Annotated in this window: 21 protein-coding genes; 9 read left to right on the forward strand and 12 right to left on the reverse strand. The window is 71.3% G+C overall.

Annotated features, from left to right (window positions below):
• Positions 1–187 precede the first annotated feature (187 nt).
• The 5 genes from hsaB to AB0N03_RS42070 all read right to left on the reverse strand — a co-directional run bounded on the left by hsaB (position 188) and on the right by AB0N03_RS42070 (position 5352).
• Positions 188–727, reverse strand: coding sequence for a 3-hydroxy-9,10-secoandrosta-1,3,5(10)-triene-9,17-dione monooxygenase reductase subunit (gene hsaB / locus AB0N03_RS42050; RefSeq protein ID WP_364384809.1), 540 nt, complete (start codon positions 725–727; stop codon positions 188–190).
• Positions 724–1635 carry an iron-dependent extradiol dioxygenase HsaC gene (hsaC, locus tag AB0N03_RS42055; protein WP_364384812.1) on the reverse strand — a complete coding sequence of 304 codons (912 nt, stop codon included), beginning with the start codon at positions 1633–1635 and terminating at the stop codon, positions 724–726. The genes hsaB and hsaC overlap by 4 nt, the downstream gene beginning before the upstream one ends.
• Positions 1635–2480 (reverse strand): 4,5:9,10-diseco-3-hydroxy-5,9,17-trioxoandrosta-1(10),2-diene-4-oate hydrolase, encoded by an 846-nt coding sequence (gene hsaD, locus AB0N03_RS42060; protein ID WP_364384815.1) that lies wholly within the window; start codon positions 2478–2480, stop codon positions 1635–1637. Before hsaD ends, hsaC begins: the two co-directional genes overlap by 1 nt.
• The gene (hsaA, locus tag AB0N03_RS42065; protein ID WP_364384817.1) at positions 2480–3643 is read right to left on the reverse strand and encodes a 3-hydroxy-9,10-secoandrosta-1,3,5(10)-triene-9,17-dione monooxygenase oxygenase subunit; all 1164 of its coding nucleotides are present in this window, start codon (positions 3641–3643) and stop codon (positions 2480–2482) included. Before hsaA ends, hsaD begins: the two co-directional genes overlap by 1 nt.
• A 110-nt stretch (positions 3644–3753) precedes the next feature.
• Positions 3754–5352 (reverse strand): FAD-binding protein, encoded by a 1599-nt coding sequence (locus AB0N03_RS42070; RefSeq protein WP_364384820.1) that lies wholly within the window; start codon positions 5350–5352, stop codon positions 3754–3756.
• Positions 5353–5551: 199 nt separating this feature from the next.
• On the opposite strand from AB0N03_RS42070, the gene kstD reads away from it, so the two are divergent.
• The 6 genes from kstD to AB0N03_RS42100 are packed head-to-tail and all read left to right on the forward strand — an operon-like array spanning position 5552 to position 10990.
• Positions 5552–7216: a 3-oxosteroid 1-dehydrogenase gene (kstD, locus tag AB0N03_RS42075; RefSeq protein WP_364384822.1), complete on the forward strand. Its 1665-nt coding sequence runs from the start codon at positions 5552–5554 to the stop codon at positions 7214–7216.
• Complete coding sequence (locus tag AB0N03_RS42080) at positions 7213–8349, forward strand: Rieske 2Fe-2S domain-containing protein (protein ID WP_364384825.1); 1137 nt, start codon at positions 7213–7215, stop codon at positions 8347–8349. The genes kstD and AB0N03_RS42080 overlap by 4 nt, the downstream gene beginning before the upstream one ends.
• Positions 8346–8603, forward strand: coding sequence for a hypothetical protein (locus AB0N03_RS42085; protein ID WP_364384828.1), 258 nt, complete (start codon positions 8346–8348; stop codon positions 8601–8603). The genes AB0N03_RS42080 and AB0N03_RS42085 overlap by 4 nt, the downstream gene beginning before the upstream one ends.
• Positions 8596–9627, forward strand: coding sequence for a ferredoxin--NADP reductase (locus AB0N03_RS42090; protein ID WP_364384830.1), 1032 nt, complete (start codon positions 8596–8598; stop codon positions 9625–9627). The genes AB0N03_RS42085 and AB0N03_RS42090 overlap by 8 nt, the downstream gene beginning before the upstream one ends.
• Positions 9628–9636: 9 nt before the next feature.
• Positions 9637–10485 (forward strand): MaoC/PaaZ C-terminal domain-containing protein, encoded by an 849-nt coding sequence (locus AB0N03_RS42095; RefSeq protein WP_364384838.1) that lies wholly within the window; start codon positions 9637–9639, stop codon positions 10483–10485.
• A 52-nt stretch (positions 10486–10537) separates the two neighbouring features.
• A complete protein-coding gene (locus tag AB0N03_RS42100) occupies positions 10538–10990 on the forward strand; it encodes a riboflavin kinase (RefSeq protein WP_364384841.1) in 453 nt (150 codons plus the stop codon).
• A gap of 20 nt (positions 10991–11010) precedes the next feature.
• Here the strand turns inward: AB0N03_RS42100 and AB0N03_RS42105 are convergent, their stop codons facing one another.
• The 6 genes from AB0N03_RS42105 to AB0N03_RS42130 all read right to left on the reverse strand — a co-directional run bounded on the left by AB0N03_RS42105 (position 11011) and on the right by AB0N03_RS42130 (position 16428).
• Entirely contained in the window at positions 11011–11598 is a 588-nt protein-coding gene (locus AB0N03_RS42105; RefSeq protein WP_364384844.1) for a DUF5134 domain-containing protein, read from the reverse strand.
• An 88-nt stretch (positions 11599–11686) separates the two neighbouring features.
• A complete protein-coding gene (locus AB0N03_RS42110) occupies positions 11687–12856 on the reverse strand; it encodes a lipid-transfer protein (protein WP_364384847.1) in 1170 nt (389 codons plus the stop codon).
• The gene (locus AB0N03_RS42115; protein WP_364384850.1) at positions 12853–13239 is read right to left on the reverse strand and encodes a MaoC family dehydratase; all 387 of its coding nucleotides are present in this window, start codon (positions 13237–13239) and stop codon (positions 12853–12855) included. The genes AB0N03_RS42110 and AB0N03_RS42115 overlap by 4 nt, the downstream gene beginning before the upstream one ends.
• On the reverse strand, positions 13236–14153 hold the full coding sequence (locus tag AB0N03_RS42120) for an OB-fold domain-containing protein (RefSeq protein WP_364384853.1): 918 nt from the start codon (positions 14151–14153) through the stop codon (positions 13236–13238). The genes AB0N03_RS42115 and AB0N03_RS42120 overlap by 4 nt, the downstream gene beginning before the upstream one ends.
• The gene (locus tag AB0N03_RS42125; protein ID WP_364384856.1) at positions 14150–15304 is read right to left on the reverse strand and encodes an acyl-CoA dehydrogenase family protein; all 1155 of its coding nucleotides are present in this window, start codon (positions 15302–15304) and stop codon (positions 14150–14152) included. Before AB0N03_RS42125 ends, AB0N03_RS42120 begins: the two co-directional genes overlap by 4 nt.
• A gap of 5 nt (positions 15305–15309) precedes the next feature.
• On the reverse strand, positions 15310–16428 hold the full coding sequence (locus tag AB0N03_RS42130) for an acyl-CoA dehydrogenase family protein (protein WP_364384859.1): 1119 nt from the start codon (positions 16426–16428) through the stop codon (positions 15310–15312).
• Positions 16429–16517: 89 nt separating this feature from the next.
• Here AB0N03_RS42130 and AB0N03_RS42135 point away from each other — a divergent pair, with 89 nt between their 5' ends.
• Positions 16518–17387 carry an alpha/beta hydrolase gene (locus AB0N03_RS42135; RefSeq protein ID WP_364384862.1) on the forward strand — a complete coding sequence of 290 codons (870 nt, stop codon included), beginning with the start codon at positions 16518–16520 and terminating at the stop codon, positions 17385–17387.
• 2 nt (positions 17388–17389) lie between these two features.
• A complete protein-coding gene (locus AB0N03_RS42140) occupies positions 17390–17884 on the forward strand; it encodes a nitroreductase family deazaflavin-dependent oxidoreductase (protein ID WP_364384865.1) in 495 nt (164 codons plus the stop codon).
• On the opposite strand, the gene AB0N03_RS42145 is transcribed toward AB0N03_RS42140, so the two are convergent.
• The gene (locus tag AB0N03_RS42145; protein WP_364384868.1) at positions 17881–19266 is read right to left on the reverse strand and encodes a wax ester/triacylglycerol synthase family O-acyltransferase; all 1386 of its coding nucleotides are present in this window, start codon (positions 19264–19266) and stop codon (positions 17881–17883) included. The genes AB0N03_RS42140 and AB0N03_RS42145 overlap by 4 nt on opposite strands.
• A 65-nt stretch (positions 19267–19331) precedes the next feature.
• Here AB0N03_RS42145 and AB0N03_RS42150 point away from each other — a divergent pair, with 65 nt between their 5' ends.
• The gene (locus AB0N03_RS42150) at positions 19332–20567 is read left to right on the forward strand and encodes an alpha/beta hydrolase (RefSeq protein WP_364384871.1); all 1236 of its coding nucleotides are present in this window, start codon (positions 19332–19334) and stop codon (positions 20565–20567) included.
• Positions 20568–20581: the final 14 nt, after the last annotated feature.

A 20581-nucleotide genomic window follows, 5' to 3' on the forward strand; every position in this document is an offset into this window, starting at 1 on the left:
AGCAGGGTCAGCGTGGCCGGCGAGCCGGCCGCGCGCGCGTTCGCCGCCGCCGTCACCACCCGGCCGCCGAAGCCGTGCCCGGCCAGGTGGATCCGCAGGTCCGGCCGGGTGAGCCCGGCGAGCAGCGGAGCCAGGCCCGCGCGCCCCCACCGTGCCCGCGAGTCGCCCGCGGCCCGGCGGCCGTTACTCAGAGCCAGTCGTCCGGACGCGGCCACGGCATCAGCGCGGCCAGCGCGTCCCGGGCCGGCTCGGTGACCGCGTACCGGCCCCGGTGGAACAGCAGCGGCCGGGCGTCCGACGGCGCGCCCAGCGCGGTGACCCGGCCGATCACGACGTAGTGGTCGCCCGCCTCGTGCACCGCCTCCAGCGTGCAGTCGATCCAGGTGAGGGCGCCGTCGAGCAGCGGCGCCCCGGACGGCGACGGCGTCCAGCCGACGCGGGCGAACTTGTCCTCGCCGCGGGCGCCGAACACCGCGCTGACCTCCTGCTGGTGCTCGGCCAGTACGTTGACCGCGAACCGGCCGGCCGCGGCGAGCACCGGCCACGTCCGCGACGTGCGAGCCGGGCAGAACAGCACCAGCGGCGGGTCGAGCGACAGCGCGGCGAACGACTGGCAGGCGAACCCGGCGAGGGTGTCGCCATCGCGGCCGGTGACCACGGTGACGCCCGTGCAGAAGTGCCCGAGCACACTGCGGAACTCGGTCTGGTCGACCGCCACCGACGTCATGCGCCCGGCGGTCGCGCGCCGACCGAGAAGTCGTGCCCCCACAGGGAGACCGCGGTGCTCTCGCGGGCGATCCAGTTCTCGTCGTCGACCTGCCGGCCCTCGCAGCCGAACTCGACGTCGAAGCCGCCGGGGGTCTTCATGTAGAACGACAGCATCAGGTCGTTGACGTGCCGGCCGAGCGTGGCCGACATCGGCACCTTCCGCCGGATCGCGCGATCGAGGCACAGTCCGACGTCGTCGGTGTTCTCCACCTCGACCATGAGGTGCACGATGCCGCTCGGCGTCGGCATCGGCAGGAACGCCAGGCTGTGGTGGCGCGGGTTGCAGCCGAAGAACCGCAGCCACGCGGGCGGGCCGTCGGCGGGCCGGCCGAGCATCTGCGGCGGCAGGCGCATCGAGTCGCGCAGCCGGAAGCCGAGGACGTCGCGATAGAACCGCAGGGACGCCTCGTCGTCCTTTGTGGACAAGACGACGTGACCGAGGCCCTGCTCGCCGGTGACGAACGTGTGGCCGTACGGGCTGACGACGCGGCGGTGCTGCAGCGCGACGCCGTGGAACACCTCCTGGGTGTTGCCGGACGGGTCGTCGAAGCTGATCAGCTCGTCGACGCGCCGGTCGGCCAGCTCCTCGGGCGTGCCCTCCTTGTAGGGCACCGAAGCACTGTCCAACCGCGACCGGATCTCGGCCAGCTCGCCGGCGTTGGCGGCCTCCCAGCCGGTGGTCGCCAGCCGGTCGGCCGGCCCCGGCGAGATCACCAGCCGGGCCGGGAAGTCGTCCATGCGCAGGTAGAGCGCGTCGGGGTTTTCCCCCTTGCCCTCGACCATGCCGAGCACCTTGAGCCCGTACTCGCGCCACGCGGCCATGTCGGTGGCTTCGACGCGGAGGTAGCCCAGTGACCGGATGCCCATCAGGAACTCCCGAGGAAGTCGAGGGCCAGCCGGTTGAATTCGTCGAACTTCTCCAGCTGGGCCCAGTGCCCGCAGCCGCCGAACACGTGCAGCTGCGCGCGCGGGATGGTTTTCAGTGCGAGCAGGGCGCCGTCCAACGGATTGACGCGGTCCTCACGGCCCCAGATCAGGAGCACGCGCTGGCGGAGGCGGTGAGCCTCGCGCCAGAGCATGCCTTCTTCGTAGGTGTCGGGCTGCGCGAACGATCTGCCCATCGCCCGCACGGCGGATAGGGACTCGGGGGTGTTCGCCGCGGCGAACCGGTCGTCGATCAGCTCGTCGGTGATCAGCGCCTGGTCGTGGACCATGATGCGCAGGAACGCTTCCATGCGTTCCCGGCTCGGTTTCGCGGCGAAGCGGCCGAGGTTCTTGACACCTTCGGTCGGGTCGGGCGCGAAGACGTTGACGCTCAGCCCGCCCGGCCCCATCAGCACGAGCCGGCCCGCGCGCTTGCCGTGGTTCAGTGCCAGCCGGACCGCCGCGCCGCCGCCGAGCGAGTTGCCGACGAAGTGGGCGCGCTCGATCCCCAGGGCGTCCATCAGGCCGACGACGGCGTCCGCGCTGTAGCGGAAGTACTGCGGGTGCTCGGTCGGCTTGTCGGAGCGGCCGAAACCGGGCTGGTCGACGGCGATCGTCCGGTAGTGCTTGGCGAACTCCGGCAGGTTGCGCCCGAAGTTGCTCCACGCCGACGCGCCGGGCCCGCCGCCGTGCAGCAGGATCACCGTCTCGGCGTGTTCCGCGCCGGCTTCGTGGTAGTGCAGCTTGAGCTCGCCGGCCTGGACGTACTTTCCTTCGGGAACGGCCATCAGTACATCGCGTTCTCGACGGGCAGCCCGAAGGCGCCGGTACCGAACATGACGTACGCGCGCTCGGCGTCGTTGGCCGCGTGGACCCGGCCGGCGTGCGCGTCGCGCCAGAAGCGCTGGATCGGCGTGCCGCGCTGGATCGCCCGGCCGCCGGAGTTCTCGAAGAGCCGGTCGATCGCGGCGATCGCGCGTTCGGTGCCGCGCACCTGGTCGCGCCGGACGCGCAGCCGCAGGTCCACGGGCAGCCGTTCCTCGCGCTTGGCCAGCTCGTACAGATCGTCGATGTTGCGGGTCAGCTGCAGCCAGGCGGCGTCGATCTCGCTGGCCGCCTCGGCGATCCGCACCTTGGCGAACGGGTCCTCTTTGGACTGTTCGCCGGCGTACGCGGCCCGCACGCGCTTGCCCTGGTGCTCGACGTGCGCGTCGTAGGCGCCCTGGGCCATCCCGATGATCGGCGCGGTGATCGTGCTCGGGTGCACCGAACCGTAGGGCAGCCGGTACAGCGGCCCCGGGTTGACGGCCTGGCCCGGCACCTTGCACTTCGACGTCGCGATGAAGCTCAGCGCCCGGTGCTGCGGGATGAAGACGTCCTCGACGACGATGTCGTTCGAACCGGTGCCGCGCAGGCCGATCGTGTCCCAGACGTCCACGATGGAGTAGTCCGCGATCGGCAGCAGATAGGTGCAGAAGTCGACCGGCTTGCCGTCCTTGAACGCCGGCCCGCCGAGCAGCACCCACGTGCAGTGGTCGCTGCCGGAGGAGAAGCTCCACCGGCCGGTCAGCCGGTAGCCGCCTTCGACGACCTCCGCCTTGCCCATCGGGGCGTAGGACGAGGAGATCCGCACGTCCTGGTCCTCGCCCCAGACCTCCTGCTGCGCCTGCGCGTCGAACAGCGCCACGTGCCACGGGTGGACGCCGAGGATGGAGGCGACCCAGCCGGTGGACCCGCACGCGCTCGCGATCAGCTTGACCGCGGTGTAGAAGCTCACCGGATCGGCTTCGAGGCCGCCGTGCGACTTCGGCTGCAGCATCTTGAAGAACCCGGTCTCCTGCAGGGCCTTGACGGACTCCTCGGGGACGCGTCGCGCGTCCTCGGTGTCCTGGGCCCGTTCCCGCAGGACCGGCAGGAGGTCCCGGACCCCGGCGATCACCTGCTCGCTCATGCGCGGCCCTCGCTGACGCTCGGCCCGGCCTGAGCGGCGCGCGCAGTGTTCGATGATTCGCTCGCAGGCTCACTCATGCGCAGTCCTCTCTCGCGTTCACTCCCGCAAGACTAGAACACGTTCTCGTTTTTGTCGAGAACACCCTGCGCCAGAGCACTGTTGATCCCCGCCCTGCGCCCGGAAAACACGCAGTCGGCCAGGGACAAGCCGCTCACGTAGGACCTGGAACAGATTCCCACCGCGGTGCGCCCGGCGGCGTACAGGCCGGGGATCGGCTCGCCCGCCGCGCTCCGCACCGCGCCGGTGTCCTCGTCCACGACCAGGCCGCCCAGCGTCAGCATCGGCGTGGGGTAGCCCAGGTTGGGCCGCACCGAGATGTCGATGAGGGAGAACGGCGGGTTGTCCAGCCGCCGCGCGAATTCGGTGGGTTTGCCCATCGGGTCCTCGGCGCCGTGGTAGGCCTCGACGCTCGCGCGCAGGCCCTGGGGATCGACCCCGGCCTTGCGCGCCACCTCTTCGACCGTCGCGCCGGTGACGCGGCCACGCCGGAGGAGGTACCGCAGCTGGAGCCCCTGGAACCACTGGCTTTGGGCCTTGGTGTCCCGCCGCGCCTCCGCCACGATCGGCGCGTCGACGAGCAGCCAGCCCTTGCCCTCGTGGCCCTCGATGAGCTTCTCGCCGACTGCGGCACCGTACCGGGCCTCGTCGATGACCCGCCGTCCGCCGGCGTCGACGATGATCCCGCCGAGGAACGCACTGGGCGGCGTGACGAACCGCCACGCCGAGATCCGGCCGAGTTCCCCGGTGGCCGCCCCGGCCTCGACGCCGAGCCGGATGCCCGAGCCGTCGTCGGCGGACGTGCCGAGCGGGAGCCCACCGCGGTAAGCGGGCGCGTGTGCGCGGACCATCTCCCGGTTGGCGATGAACCCGCCCGCGGCGAGCACCACCCCGCGCCGGGCGGTGATCCGCAGCTCACGGCCGTGCGCACGCTCCAGGCGTTCGACGCGGCGGTGCAGCAACTTGCGCAGCGAAGGCATGTAGATGCCGGGTTTCGCGGAGTACCGCGAGAGCCGCTGATGCCGGGCGCGCACCCCCGCGGGCGCGTCCCGCAGCGTGTCCGCGACGAGCCCGGTGACGCGGCCGTCCTCCTGGATCAGCGTCCGCGCGTTCGTCTGGGGCAGCACCCGGATCTCGCGCTTGCGCACCGCTTCTTCGAGGCGCGTCATCAGCATCTTCCCCGAGGTGCCGGGCCCCTTGACGCGGTGACCGCGTGGCGCGGGCTTCGCGGCGTCGCGGAAACCGCCCGCGGCTTCGCTGCCGGAGTAGTACAGGTAGTGGGCGTCGCTCGGGTACGACGTCTTGTAGGGACACAGGCTGCCCTCGAACGGCACGCCGTTGCCCTCCAGCCAGGTGATCATCTCGCGGCTGCCTTCGCAGAAGCGCCGCAAGGTCGCCTCGGAGACGACGTCCCCGGCTTCGAGCCGCAGGTAGGCATGCATCGCGTCGACCGAATCGTCGACGCCCGCGTCGAGTTGCTGGGCGGTGCCGCCGCCCGCGTAGACCACGCCTCCGCTGACCGCACTGGCGCCGCCGCCGGCGAACCGCTCGACGAGAATGACGTCGGCGCCCGCGTCGGCCGCTTCGAGGGCGGCGCAGGCGCCGGCCGCTCCGAACCCCACGATGATGACGTCCGCGACGAGTTCGTCCATGGCCACCACCCTAGAACTGGAACACGTTCTCGTCTATGGTGGCCGAAGCGGCTCCCAACTGGATACTCATTTCATGGAACACGTTATCGATCTGACCAGAAGCAGGCGGATACGGGCCGCGGCGGACCGCTCGTGGTGAGGGGTTTCCGCCGTGGCTGCCGGTCTGATCGACAACCATTGATACAGCAGGTGAGGTGGCATGACGGAGCAGTTCGACGTTGTCGTCGTCGGCAGCGGCGCCGCCGGGATGACCGCCGCGCTGGCCGCGGCCCGCAATGGCCTGAGCGTCGTCGTCCTCGAGAAGGCGGCCTGCTTCGGCGGCTCGACCGCCCGCTCCGGCGGCGGGGTCTGGCTGCCGGGCAACCACGCGCTGCGCGCCGCCGGCATCGACGAACCGCCCGAGCGGGCCCGCGAATACCTCGCCTCGATCGTCGGTGACGTCGTCCCGGCCGTCCGGCGCGACACGTTCCTCGCGCACGGGCCCGAGGTGCTGAAGTTCGTCTGCGACCACACGCCACTGAGGTTCCGCTGGGTCCGCGACTACAGCGACTACCACCCCGAAGCGCCCGGCGGGCGGCCCGGCGGCCGCTCGGTCGAGCCGATGGCCTTCGACGGCAAGCTGCTCGGCGACGACCTGGCCCACCTCGAACCGCCGTACAGCGCTCCCCCGCTCGGCGTGCCCATCACCCAGGCCGACTACCGCTGGCTGAGCCTCCTCGCGCGGCATCCGCGCGGGGTCGTCCGGATGCTGTCGCTGGGCGTCCAGTGGCTGGCCGGGAAGGTCCGCGGGCAGCGGCTGCTGAGCATGGGGCAAGCGCTTGCGGCCGGCCTGCGGGTGGGCCTGACCAGGGCGGGCGTCGACGTCCGGCTGAACACCCCGCTCGTCGATCTGCACATCGAGGACGACCGCGTCACCGGCGTCGTCACCTCGGACGGAGTCGTCGAGGCCCGGCGGGGCGTGATCCTCGCCAGCGGCGGGTTCGAGCAGAACCTCGAGATGCGCGAGAAGTACCAGCGCGCCCCGATCGGCATCGAGTGGACCGTCGGCGCGGCCGCCAACACCGGCGACGGCATCACCGCCGGCCTCCGGCTCGGCACCGCGCTCGACCTGATGGACGACGCCTGGTGGGGCCCGACGCTGCCGCTCACCGGCGGCCCGTGGTTCGCGCTCGCCGAGCGCTCGCGGCCACGCTGCATCATGGTCGACGGACGCGGCGAGCGGTTCGTCAACGAGTCGGCGCCCTACGTCGAGGCCGTCCACGCGATGTACGGCGCCGGGGACGGGCCGGGTGAGCACATTCCGACCTGGCTCGTATTCGACCAGCGCTACAAGGACCGGTACATGTTCACCGGCGTCGGGCCGCGCCGGCCGCTGCCCGGCCGCTGGTTCAAGGCCGGGATCGCGGTGAAGTCGAGCTCACTGGAAGGCTTGGCCGCGAAGATGGACGTCCCGCCGGAAGGCCTCTCCGCGACCGTCGAGCGCTTCAACGGCTTCGCGCGCAACGGCGTCGACGAGGACTTCCAGCGCGGGGTCAGCAAGTACGACCACTACTACGGCGATCCGCGCAACAAGCCCAACCCCAGCCTCGGCCCCCTGGACAAAGCGCCGTACTACGCGGTGAAGATCGTGCCCGGCGACCTGGGGACCAAGGGCGGGCTGCGCACCGACGAACACGCGCAAGTCCTGCGTGAGGACGGCTCGGTCGTGCCGGGCCTGTATGCCGCGGGCAACGTCAGCGCGGCCGTGATGGGCCGGACCTACGCCGGACCGGGCGCGACCATCGGCCCGGCCATGGTGTTCGGCTACCTTGCGGCCACGCGGGTGGCCCGCGATGATCAAGGGACCACGGGAGGCGAGCGATGACGCAGGAGTCCGTACGCACCATCTACGCCGGTGAGCCGCCGACCCGCTTCGCGCGCGGCTGGCACTGCCTCGGCCTGGCGAAGAACTTCCGCGACGGGAAACCGCACGCCATCACGGCGTTCGGCACGAAGCTCGTCGTGTTCGCCGGCTCGAACGGCGACCTGAACGTGCTCGACGGCTACTGCCGGCACATGGGCGGCGACCTCACCCAGGGCACGATCAAGGGCGACGAGGTCGCGTGCCCGTTCCACGACTGGCGCTGGAACGGCAAGGGCAAGTGCGTCTCGATCCCCTACGCCAAGCGGGTTCCGCTGCGCGCGCGGACGCGGGCGTGGACGGCGCAGGAGCGGAACGGGCAGCTCATGGTGTGGCACGACCCGGAGGGCAACCCGCCGCCGGACGAGCTGGCCATCCCGCACATCGAAGCCGCCGACAGCTCCGAGTGGAGCAACTGGACGTGGGACTCGATCTTCATCGACGGCTCCAACTGCCGCGAGATCATCGACAACGTCGTCGACATGGCGCACTTCTTCTACATCCACTACGCCTACCCGACGTACTTCAAGAACGTGTTCGAGGGCCACATCGCCACGCAGTACCTCAACACCAAGGGCCGCCCGGACATGGGCATGGCGTCGAACTACGGCGGCGAGGACAACCTGCTGCGGTCGGAGGCGTCGTACTTCGGGCCGTCCTACATGATCAACAAGCTGGTGAACTCGTTCCAGGGCTACGACATCGAGAGCGTGCTGATCAACTGCCACTACCCCGTGACGCCGACGTCGTTCGTGCTGCAGTACGGCATGAAGGTCAAGAAGCAGCACGGGCTGACCGACGAGCACGCGGACAAGATCGCGGCGAAGCTCGCCAAGGGCATCGGCGCGGGATTCCTGCAGGACGTCGAGATCTGGAAGCACAAGACGCAGATCGACAACCCGCTGCTGTGCGAAGAGGACGGTCCGGTCTACCAGCTCCGCCGGTGGTACCAGCAGTTCTACGTCGACGCCGCCGACGTCACCGAGGACATGACCCGGCGATTCGAGTTCGAAGTGGACACTTCGAAGGCCAACGAGGCGTGGGCGGCCGAGGTGGCGGAGAACCTGGCCCGGCAGAAGACCGAGGCGGAAGTGTGACCACCGCCGAGACCGTCGAGTTCCTGACCGGCGGGCTGCGGCCGCACGAGTGCCGCAGCTGCGGGACGTGCGTGCTGGTGAAGAAGAACAGCATCCAGCACACGAGCATCCAGTGGACGTCTTCGCCGGCGGAAAGCTGCCCGGTGTTCGCCGACGCGGACGGCCCTTCGGCGTTGCTCGACACGTGCCCGAAGCTGGCGGACAGCATCGGCGACGCCGTGCGCGACGGCGAGCTGGCGGTGGCCGATGGGTGAGCGGGTCTACACGCTGACGGTCGCCGACGTCGTCGTCGAGACGCCGGACGCGCGGTCGGTGGTGTTCGAGATCCCGCCCGAGCACGCCTCGGCGTTCCGCTATTCCGCCGGGCAGTTCCTGACGCTGCGGATCCCCAGCGAACGGACCGGTTCGGTGGCCCGGTGCTACTCGCTGTCGAGCGCGCCGCACGAGAACCGCGTGCAGGTGACGGTCAAGCGGACCGACGGCGGGTATGGGTCGAGCTGGGTCTGCTCGTCCTTGAAGCCGGGGATGCGGGTCGACGTCCTGGCGCCGGCCGGGGTGTTCTGCCCGGCGTCGGTGGACGAGGACTTCCTGCTGTTCGCCGGCGGCAGCGGCATCACGCCGGTGATGGCGATCCTCAAGACGGCGCTGGAGCAGGGTTCCGGGCGCGTCGTGCTGGTCTACGCGAACCGCGACGAGAATTCGGTGATCTTCGCGGGTGAGCTGGCTTCGCTGGCGAAGCGCTACGGAGACCGCCTGGTCGTCGTGCACTGGCTGGAGAGCGTGCAGGGCCTCCCGGACGTCTCGCAGCTGCGCGGGCTGGCTTCCGTTTACACCGCTTACGAGGCTTTCCTGTGTGGCCCGGCGCCGTTCATGGCCGCCGTGCGGGAGGCGCTCGGGCAGCTCGGGGTGCCGCGGGACCGGGTGCACGTCGAAAAGTTCACGTCGCTGACGGGGAACCCGTTCGAGTCCGTGGTCGAGGAGCCGGTCGCGGAATCGGACGAAGCGCCCGCTTCGCTGACGGTGACGCTGGACGGCGAGACACGGGAAATGGCCTGGCCGCGGCAGCGAAAACTCCTCGACCACCTGCTGGACGCGGGGATGGACGCGCCGTACTCGTGCCGCGAGGGACAATGCAGTGCGTGCGCGTGCCGGATCGTGTCGGGTGAGGTGAAGATGCTGCACAACGAGGTCCTGGACGCCGAGGACATGGCGGACGGCATCGTGCTGGCCTGCCAGTCGCTGCCGGTCACCGACGACGTCTCGGTCAGCTACGAATAGGAGTTTCGGGTGCCCATCGATCCCGCGGTCGCCATCGGTGCCGAGATCGGCGAGGTGAACTTCGCCTGGACGTCGTCGGACGTGCTGCTCTACCACCTGGCCCTGGGTGCCGGCCCGGACGAGCTGCGCTACACCTACGAGCAGGACCTGGTGGTGCTGCCGACGTTCGCGACGGTCGCGGCGAACCTGCGGGTGTTCGACCCGCCGGCGGTGTCGTTCCCGGGTGTGGAGATCGACCTGGCGAAGGTGCTGCACGGCAAGCAGGAGGTCACCCTGCACCGGCCGATCCCCCCGTCGGGGAAGGCGGTGGCTCGCTCGCGGATCGCGGACGTGTTCGACAAGGGCAAGGCCGCGGTGGTGGTCCAGGAGGTCGCGGTGACCTCGTCGGCCGGCGATCCGCTGTGGACGGCCCGGTCGAGCATCTTCGCCCGCGGTGAAGGCGGTTTCGGGGGTTCGCGGGGTCCGTCCGACCGGATCGAGTGGCCGACGCGCGCGCCGGACTTCGTCTTCGAGACGCCGACGTTGCCCCAGCAGGCGCTGCTGTACCGGCTGTGCGGGGACCGGAACCCGCTGCACGCGGACCCGGCGTTCGCCGCGTCGGCCGGATTCCCCCAGCCGATTCTGCACGGGCTGTGCACGTACGGGATCGTCGCGCGCGTGCTGGTCAACGAGTTCCTCGACGGCGATCCGGCGCGGGTGGCGTCGTTCGCGACGAAGTTCGCCGGGGTGGTGTTCCCGGGCGAGACGCTGCGGATCCGGGTGTGGCGCTCGGAGGAGCGGCTCTTGGTGACGACGACGGCGGTGGAGCGCGACGACGCGCCGGTGCTGGCGGACACGGTACTGGTGTCCACTTCGTGAGAACGTCCCGGCCCTCGACCGCTACCGTGGAGGGGTGACTTCGGGAGGACGGATGCCGGAATACTTCGTGGTGCGGGGCACGGTCGAGCACGGCGACGAACGAGGCCGTGAGCTGGGCTTTCCCACGGCGAACATCGCACTGCGCGACCAGGCCGGGTCCGTGGGCGACGGGGTGTGGGCGGGCTGGGTCCGCCGTTTCGACGGCTCCCACATCGCGGCGGCCATCTCGGTCGGCCGCCGCCCGACGTACTACGGAGCGGACGGGTACCGGCTGCTGGAGGCCCACCTGCTGGACTTCACGGGGGATCTGTACGACGAGACGCTGGTGGTGTGGCTGGGGACCCACCTGCGGGAGCAGCAGGCGTACGCCTCGGCGGAGGACCTGATCACGGCGCTGAAGAACGACATCGCGGCGGCGACCCAGTGGACGGCGAGCCACCCGGCGGCTTCGCTCCCGGCCGCCGGCGAAAGCCCCTTGGGCGAGGTTCGCCGGATCCAGGACTGAGAAGTCCGCCTCGGCTCACCTCACAGGGCCGACGCCAGCAGCATGTAGCCCATGCCGGCTCCCATCACCGCCCGGCAGACCGCGCGCGAAGCCTGCCCGGCCCCGCCCCCGGCCGCCTCCACCGCGGAACCGGCCGATCCGGACGGCGCCAGCACCGACCTGCGGACCGCGCGCACCCCCGACCACGCCGCGTCCGCCACGAAATACCCCGCCGCCGCCACCGCGACCAGCGGCAACGCCAGTCGTGAGTCCATCGTGGACATCGTCAGCCACGGCCCGTGCGCCATGCCGTCGTGGGGCATCGCCGTCACCATGTAGAGCATCGCCGCCGCCGAGAGCGCGTGGTGCGCGCAGCCCGCTCGGCCCCGCCACCACGCCACCGCGAACCAGCCCGCCGTCAACGCCAGCACCGCCTGCCAGCCCGCCGCCGGGATCGGGCCGCCGACCGGGGACAGCATCGCCACCATCGCGACCACCAGCAGCAGCTCCGCCAGGTCGCCGTGGCGCACCGACAACCCCAGCCGCCCGTAGTCGAGGCGGACGAGCCGCAGCACGCACGGCAGCGCCAGCGCCGCGAACACCGCGGTGAGCGTCCAGTCGACGACCATCGCCAGTCGGCCTCACTCTCCGTCGTGGGTGGTGTCTCCACCGTGACATCCACGACGGCCGGGCACCAGCCGTCAATGAGGTGACGCCTCAGTCACCCGTCAGGATGAGGCCGCTCGTCGGCACTCCCGTCCCCGCCGTGACCAGCACCCGGGCCGCGCCGGCGACCTGGTTGACCGCCGTGCCGCGGAGCTGCCGGACACCCTCCGCGATGCCGTTCATCCCGTGGATGTACGCCTCGCCGAGCTGGCCGCCGTGCGGGTTCAACGGCAGCGCGCCGTCGAGCTCCAGCGCGCCGTCGGCGATGAAGTCCTTCGCCTCGCCGCGACCGCAGAAACCCAGCTCCTCCAGCTGCATCAACACGTACGGCGTGAAGTGGTCGTACAGCACGGCGACGTCCACATCGGACGGTCCGAGCCCGGACTGGCCCCACAGCTGCCGCCCCACGACGCCCATCTCGGGCAGCGCGGCCAGGTCGTCGCGGTAGTAGCTCGTCATCACGTACTGGTCCGGCCCGCTCCCCTGCGCCGCCGCCGCGATCACCGCCGGCGCCTGCGCCAGATCGCGGGCCCGTTCGACGCTCGTCACGACCAGGGCCACCCCGCCGTCGCTCTCCTGACAGCAGTCGAGCAGGTGCAGCGGCTCGGCCACCCAGCGTGACGACTGATGCTCCTCGAGGGTGATCGGCCGCTCGTGGAACCACGCGTTCGGGTTGGTCGCCGCGTGCTTGCGGTCGACCACCGCCACCCGGCCGAAGTCCTCGCTCGTCGCGCCGTAGTCGTGGAGGTACCGCTGCGCGACCATGGCCACCGTCGCGGCCGGCGTCGCGATGCCCATCGGGTAGTGGAACGCGTTGTCGACGCCGGACGAGTTGACCTGTCCGGCCGCGGCCGGGGACACCTGGCCGAACCGCATGCCGGAACGCTCGTTGAACGCCCGGTACGCGACGACGACGTCCGCGACGCCGGTCGCCACCGCCATCGCGGCCTGCTGCACGGTCGCCGCCGCCGCGCCGCCGCCGTAGTGGATGCGGCTGAAGAACTTCAGTTCGGGGATTCCCAGCTCCCGCGCCACCGCGATTTCCGCGTTGCCGTCCATGGTGAACGACACCAGTCCGTCCACATCGGACGCGGCCAGCCCGGCATCGGCCAAGGCGTGGGAAATGCATTCGGCGGCCAGCCGCAGTTCGCTGCGCCCGGAGTCCTTCGAGAACTCCGTCGCGCCGATCCCGGCGATGGCCGCCTGACCCGAGAGCGTCACGGCAGCGTCACCTCCACGGTCCCGGCGACGTGCTCGCCGAGCGAGTCCACCCCGGACACCGCCACGACGACGTCGTTGCCCTCCCGGGAAACCACGCGACCGGTGAACGTCAGCGTGTCGTAGGCGTAGCAGGGCACCCCGAGCCGGATCTTGACCGACCGGATCAGCGCCTCCGGCCCGGCCCACGCCGACACGAACCGCTGCACCAGGCCGGTGTCGGTGAGGATGTTGAGGAAGATGTCCTTCGAGCCGCGCGCCGCCGCCGAATCCCGGTCGTGGTGGACGTCCTGGAAGTCGCGGGTGGCCAGTGCGGTGCTGATGACGAACGTCGGCGTCGCCTCGATCGTCAGCGGCGGCAGCTCGGTTCCTTCGGCGACGGTCATCGCGCCACCTTCCAGGCGGGCAGCGTCAGGTCGTCGTCGACGCGGACGAAGGTCGCCACCACCGGAAGTCCGATGTGGACTTCCTCGGCTGAGGCATCCAGCAGTTCGGCCAGCACCCGGACCCCCTCTTCCAGCTCCACGAGCGCCACGACGAACGGCATTTCCTTGCCCGGCACCGGCGGGTGGTGGTGCACGACGTACGAATACACGGTTCCGCGGCCGCTCGCGACCACGTAGTCCGGCTTCGCGTCCAGCGAGCCGTCGGGCGGCATCGGCCCGGGTGGGTGCCGCAGGGTCTCGCCCCAGCGCTGGATCCGCAGCTCGCCTTCGCGAAGACCGTCCCAGAAGAACTCCGTGTCGCGGCTGATCACCGGCCGCAGCACCGGCGCCGGTGGCGGCTTCGGCGCGGGCGGGCGGAACTTGAGGACGCGGAACATCATCTCCGCCACGGCTTCGTCTTCGACGTACCACCGCACGCGCGTGGTGACGAACCAGCCTTCCCCCAGCGCGGTCTTTTTGGGGCCGACCACGCTTTCCAGCGCCGTCCGCACTTCGACCTGTTCGCCGGGCCGCAGGTAGCGGTGGTAGGTCTGCTCCGAGTTCGTCGCCACGACGGACGTGAACCCGGCCTCGTCCAGCAGCTCCATCATCAGGCCGAGCGGGTCGTCGGTGCCGCGCGGGACGTTCAGCCCGCCCATCGTCCACACCTGCGCCATCGCGGGCGGCGCCACCAGTCCCTTGTGGACACTCTTCGCGGCGAACTCCGGGTCGGTGTAGACCGGGTTGGTGTCCCCGATCGCTTCTACCCAGTTGTTCACCATGGCCTGGTTCACCGGGTCCCGCGCCAGGCGCGGCGCGCATTCGCCGCGCGCGGCGACCTTCTCGGCGGCTTCGATGATGTCCTGGTCGTTCATCGCGGCACCCTCGGCAGGCCCAGGCCGATCGAGGCGATCAGCTCCCGTTGGATTTCGCTGACCCCGCCGCCGAACGTCAGCACGATGTTGCGCTTCGCGGCGACGTCCAGCCATTCCGCCAGCTCGGCGGTGTCCGGATCGGCCAGGTCGCCGTGGCGCCCGACGAGCTCTTCGAGGTTCCGGCCGATGCGCTGGATGACCTCGGAGCTGAACACCTTCGTCGCCGAGGCGTCGCCGACGGCCACCGGCGCGCTCGCCGAGGACACCGCGACCTGCCAGTTCAGCAGCTCGTTCACCCGCGTCACCGCCATCGCCTCGGCCAGCACGGCCCGGACGTCGGCGAGGTCCAGCAGGCCGTGGGCGGCGGCCCAGGCGCGCACGCGGTCGTACAACCCGCCGATCCGCCCGGCCGGGCCGAGCATGACGCGCTCGTGGTTGAGCTGCGTCGTGATCAGCCGCCAGCCCTCGTTCTCCTTGCCCACCAGGCGGTCCACCGGAACCCGAACGTCCGAATAGTACGTCGCGTTGACGTGGTGGGCGCCGTCGCAGGTGATGATCGGCGTCCAGGAGTAGCCGGGGTCGCTCGTGTCCATGATGAGGATCGAGATGCCCTTGTGCCGCGGCGCGTCCGGCGCGGTCCGGACGGCGAGCCAGATGTAGTCCGCGTCGTGGCCGCCGGTGGTGAAGATCTTCTGGCCGTTGACGACGTACTCGTCGCCGTCGCGCACCGCCGTCGTCCGCAGCGCGGCGAGGTCGGTGCCCGCCTCCGGCTCGGTGTAGCCGATCGCGAAGTGGATTTCGCCGGCCAGGATCTTGGGGAGGAAGAAGGACTTCTGCTCGTCCGTGCCGTACTGCTGCAGGGTCGGCCCGACGGTCTGCAGCGTCACCGAGGGCAGCTGGACGTCGGCGCGCGCGGCCTCGTCGACGAACAGGTGCTGCTCGATCCCGCCGAAGCCCTGCCCGCCGTACTCCACCGGCCAGCCGACGCCGAGCCGGCCGTCGCGGCCCATCCGGCGGACGATCTCGCGGAACACCGGTCCGTGCCGCTCGCGCAGCATCGCCTGGCGTTCCCCGGGGCTGATCAGCCCGGCGAAGTAGTCGCGGAACTCGGTGCGCAGTGCTTTCTGCGCCGCGGTCAGTTCGACGTGCATCGCACTCACCCCGCCACTCGTTCGCCGAGCCTGCCGAGCCGGTGCGCGGCGCCGCCGAGCCCCCGGCCGAGGTCCTTCACCGCCGATGAATACCGGTGCAGCGGATAGGTTTCGTCGACGCCGACCCCGCCGTGCAGGTGGTGGCAGGTCGCGAGCGCCTTGGGCGCTTCTTCGGCGAGCCAGTAGGCCGCGATGTCCAGTTCGGCGTCCGCGTCGAGGCCGGCCGCCAGCCGCCACACGGCGGACGTCACGGCCAGGTGCACGGTCCGGGAGGCGACGTAGACGTCGGCGATCTGGCCCGCCACCGCCTGGAACGTCGCGAGCGGACGGCCGAACTGGGCGCGCTCGCCCACGTGCTTCACCGTCAGGGCCAGGGCACCGGCCAGGAGGCCGTCCCCGACCGCCAGCGCGCCGGCCAGCGCGAACCGGTGCAGCGCGCTGACCGCGCCCCGGTCGAACAGGAGGTCCGTCTCCTCGACGGCGACGTCGTCCAGGCGCACGGTGTACTCCGGCGCGCCGGCCGAAGTGGGCGTCGGGACGAGCGTGACGCCGTCGGCGTGCGGGTCGACCAGGTACACGGCGGTGCCGTGCGGCGTGGTCACGGGCATCAGGATCCGGGTGGCTTCGCTCGCGTACGGGACGGCGGTCTTCACGCCGCTGAGCAGCCACTTCCCGTTGCCCGGGCGCGCGGTCGCCGCGGGTTCGGCGACCAGCGGGGCGGACGGCTCGTGCAGGGCCGCGGTGAGCAGCGCCTCCCCCGCGGCCACCGGCGGCAGGAGCTCCGCGCGCTGCCTGGGCGTGCCCAGGGTCTCGATCGGCAGGACCCCCAGCGCCAGGGCGGCGTAGGCGGGCACCGGCGCGGCGGCGCGGCCGACCTCGGTCAGGACCTGCGCGATCTCCGCGATGCCCAGGCCGTCGCCCTCCAGGTCGGGCGGCAGGGCGAGGGCGAGCAGGCCCGCGTTCGCGAGCGCGCGCCAAGGATCGTCGTCCACCACCCGCTTCGGGGCGTCCGTGGGGGCGGAGCCCCCCGCGCGGGGTCCGGGGGTCGCACCCCCGAAATCACCGAGCACCTTCGCGGCGAGGGCGGCGATCTCCGTCTGCGTATCGTCAAGGGTGAAGTCCACGCCTGTCCTCCGGCTCGGCGCAATACTGAAACCTGTTCTAGTCTTAACCGGAAAGCGCCGGTACGGCAACCCCTCCCGGAGGAGCTTCAGTGGCGGTGACCGAACCGGACGGCACGGGCCGGCGCCGGCGGATCACCGTGCCGCCGACCGCGGGCGTGCCCGATCCGGTCCCCCTCGACCTGCCCGGGCGCGGGCGGACCGTCGTCACCGACGTCGGCCCGCGGGACGCGCCCGCCCTCGTCCTGCTGCATTCGGTGGCCTGTACGGGCTTGCTGACCTGGTATCCAACCCTCGAACGACTGGCGCGCCACCACCGCGTCGTCGTGTTCGACCAGCGGTGGCACGGCCGGGGCATCCGGTCGCCCGAGTTCCGGCTCGCCGACTGCGCCGGCGACGTCACCGCCGTGGCGGACGCGCTCGGCATCGGGCGGTTCGCGCTCGCCGGGTACTCGATGGGCGGGATGGTCGCCCAGCTCGTCACCCGGGCCGAACCAGAACGTGTTACCGGATTGGTGCTCTGCTCGACCGCGAGCACCTTCCGCCGCGGGCTGCGCCAGAGCGTCGCGCTCGACGTCCTCGGCCGGACGCTGCGGCAGCTGCGCGAGCGCGTGAAGCTGCCGGCCGTGCCCGCCGCCGTCCCGCGCGAACGCGTCCAGGACTACCGGTGGGGGCTGCGGGAGTTCCGGTCGACCACGCCGTGGGAGATCGCGGTGGCCGTCGACGAGATCGGGCGGTTCGACTCGACGCCGTGGCTCTCCACGCTGCGGCTGCCCGCGGCCGTCGTCGTGACCACCCGGGACCGGTTCATCGCCCCCGGCCACCAGCGGTCCCTGGCCCGCCGCATCCCCGGCGCGGCGACGTACGAGGTCGCGGCCGGGCACGCTGCCTGCGTGCTCGCCGCGGATCGCTGGGTGCCCGCCCTGGTCGCCGCGGTCCACTCGCTCCGAGGAAGGAACTGACGATGGGACGCTTCAGCCTGCCCGACGAAAAGCCCAGCGGCTTGGACTCGCCCGTGACGGCCAAGGCCATGAAGTACGGGGCGAAGGCCCAGGTCGCGCTCTTCAAGCTGACCGGCGGCCGGATCGGCAGCACGTGGCGGATCGGGGCCGGGTTCCGCAAGCCCGTGCCGACGCTGCTGCTGGAGCACCGCGGGCGCAAGTCCGGCCGGCTGTTCACCACGCCGCTGCTCTACCTGCGGTCCGGTGAGGACGTCGTCATCGTCGGCTCCCAGGGCGGACTGCCCCGGCACCCGCAGTGGTACCGCAACCTGCTGGCGCACCCCGAGACCCGCGTCCACCTCAAGGGCCGGCGCGACGTGCTCGTCACGGCTCGCGTGGCCGAACGTGAGGAACGCGCGGATCTCTGGCCGCGGCTGGTGGAGCTGTACGCCGACTTCGCGAAGTACCAGGCCTGGACCGACCGGGAGATCCCGGTCGTGGTGCTGAGCCCGCGCTAGCCCGCGGCCTTGAGCAGCTCGTCGAGGGCCTGCGGGAGCGCGTCGGCGAGCGGCCACAGGTCCTTGACCAGCTCCCGCGCGCCGAGGAGCCCGATGTGCACCTTGCCCGCGTTGGACAGCACCGTGACGTTCAGCCCGGCGCCGTGGAAGACCGGGCCGAGCGGGTAGAAGCCGGTGATCCGCGCGCCGAGGAAGTACAGCGGCATCGGCGGGCCGGGGACGTTGGAGACGACCAGGTTGTGCACCACCGGGTGCTTCTCGGCCAGGCGCAACGCCGAGTACGCGCGCACGGCCAGCCCGAACGCCGTCGCGGCCGAGAACTGCGCCCAGTCCTGCAGCATGTCGGCGTCGATGTCGTAGTGGTGATCTTTCGAGAGCCGGTTGGCCTCGGCGAGGAAGAACACCCGCGCGGCCGGGTCGGCCAGGTGCGTCGGCAGCGACGCGAAGAACGCCGAGACCTTGTTGCTGCCGTGGTCGCGCTCGGTCCGGTCGTGCACCGAGACCGGGACGGTCGCGACCAGCGGGTCTTCGGGCAGGTCGCCGCGCGCTTCGAGGAAGTCCCGCAGCGCGCCGGCGACGAGCGCGAGCACGACGTCGTTCACCGTGACGCCGAAAGCGTTCTTCACGTCCTTGACGTCGTCGAGGCCGAGCTGGGCGAACGCGACGCTGCGGTGCCCGGTGATCGTGCCGTTCAGCGACGTCCGCGGCGCGGTGAAGGGGATCGGCATCCCCTTGCCGCGCAGGGCTTTCCCGAGCCACCGCGGCACGAGCTCCAGCAGGTCCGGCAGCAGCCGCGCGACCTCGGCGGGACGTCTCGCGACGCTCTCGACGCCGGAGCGGAGGAGGCGCAGCGGCGAAGGCAGCGCGGAATTGCGGTCCTCTTCGATCTCCGGCATCGGCCCGTCGGGCTCCAGGCCGGCCAGGTAGGTGATCAGGCTGGCGCCGCTCACACCGTCGACGCTCGCGTGGTGCATCTTCAGCAGCACGGCGATCCGGCCGTCGGCCAGGCCTTCGATGACGTACAGCTGCCAGAGCGGGTGCGCACGGTCGAGCTGCTGCCCGGCGATGTGCGCGCACAGCTCGCCCAGCTCGGCGCGGTCGCCGGGGGCCGGCACGCCGATGCGGTGCACGTGGTGGTCGAGGTCGAAGTCCGCGTCCTCGACCCAGACGGGATGCCCGATGTTCCAGGGCGGATTGTGCAGTTTGCGGCGGAACGCCGGGATCACGCGGACCCGTTCTTCGAGCTTTTCCGCGAGCTTCGCGAAGGTGTAGCCGCCGGGGACGGTCGAGCCGTCGAGGATGAGCAGGCCACAGACGTGCAGGACCTGGGACGGCGTCTCGAGGTAGAGGAAGCTCGCGTCGAGGCCGCTCAGTCTCTGCATGCCGATCAGCGTAAGCCACTTCCGGTGAGCGGCGCGTCACCCTACTCGCCGGTACCATCGCGGTGGTGCAGCCGAATTTCCTGATCCGTCGCGCGGTCCAGCTCGGCCTCACCGCGAACGCGCTCCGCCCGTTGCGGGCCCGGTCCACGACCATCCCGGCGTTCTTCGCCGGGTGGCTGACCGGGGAGCTCGCGCCCCAGTTCCTGGCGCTGACGGCGGCGGACTCCTTGGTCCACGTCGCCCGCCACGGCGTCCGCGACCGGTCGACACAGGCCGGCCTCGCGATGGCCGCGGCCTCCGCCGCCGGGCTCGCGGCGCTGGTCCGGACGGGTCACGGAGCCCGCGAGGAGATCGAGGCGGCGCTGACCAACGCTCTGGGCGACGATTACGCGGCCGAGCTGGGCCGGTCCGACCTGGGTCTGCCGTGGGGCGAGCTGGCGCTGCCGTTCCGGATGGGCGCGCCGGACGTGCGGGTCGACCGCGACGTCGCGTACGCCCCGGGCGGCAAGCGGTTCCTGCTGGACGTGTACCGGCCCTCTTCGCCGGTCACCGGCGCACCGGTATTGCTGCAGGTCCACGGCGGCGCGTGGGTGATCGGCAACAAGGAGGAGCAGGGGCGGCCGCTGATGCGCTACCTGGCTCGTCGCGGCTGGGTGTGCGTCGCGATCAACTATCCGTTGTCCCCGGCCCATCGCTGGCCGGCGCACATCGTGGCGGCGAAGCAGGCACTGGCGTGGATCCGTTCGGAGATCGCGTCGTACGGCGGCGACCCGAGTTTTGTGGCGGTGACGGGCGGTTCGGCGGGCGGTCACCTGTCGGCGCTGCTGGCGTTGTCGCAGAACGACCCGGCGTTGCAGCCGGAGTTCGAGGACGCGGACACGAGCGTCCAGGCGTGCGTGCCGCACTACGGGGTGTACGACTTCGCGGCGACGTCCGGGGCTCGGGCGAGTCAGTACCGCCTGGAGAGCTTGATCGCGCGGCGGGTGTTCGCGGCTGATCGCGATCCGGTCACCCACTTGGACGACTATGTGGCGGCGTCTCCGCTGGACCGGATTTCTTCGGAGGCACCGCCGTTCTTCGTGATCCACGGGCGGGACGACTCGCTGGTGCCGGTGCGGGAGGCACGCGAGTTCGTGCGGCGGCTGCGGGAGAAGTCGCGGGCGCCGGTGGCTTATGCGGAGCTGGCTGGGGCCCAGCACGCGTTCGATGTGTTCACTTCGGTGCGGAGTGCGCATGTCGTGCGGGGTGTGGCGCGGTTCTTGGACTTCACGTACAACGCCTGGAAGGCCGAGAACCGGTAGCGGCGCGCAGGTTG

This window comes from Amycolatopsis sp. NPDC051061 (assembly GCF_040682935.1).
Taxonomy (GTDB): domain Bacteria; phylum Actinomycetota; class Actinomycetes; order Mycobacteriales; family Pseudonocardiaceae; genus Amycolatopsis.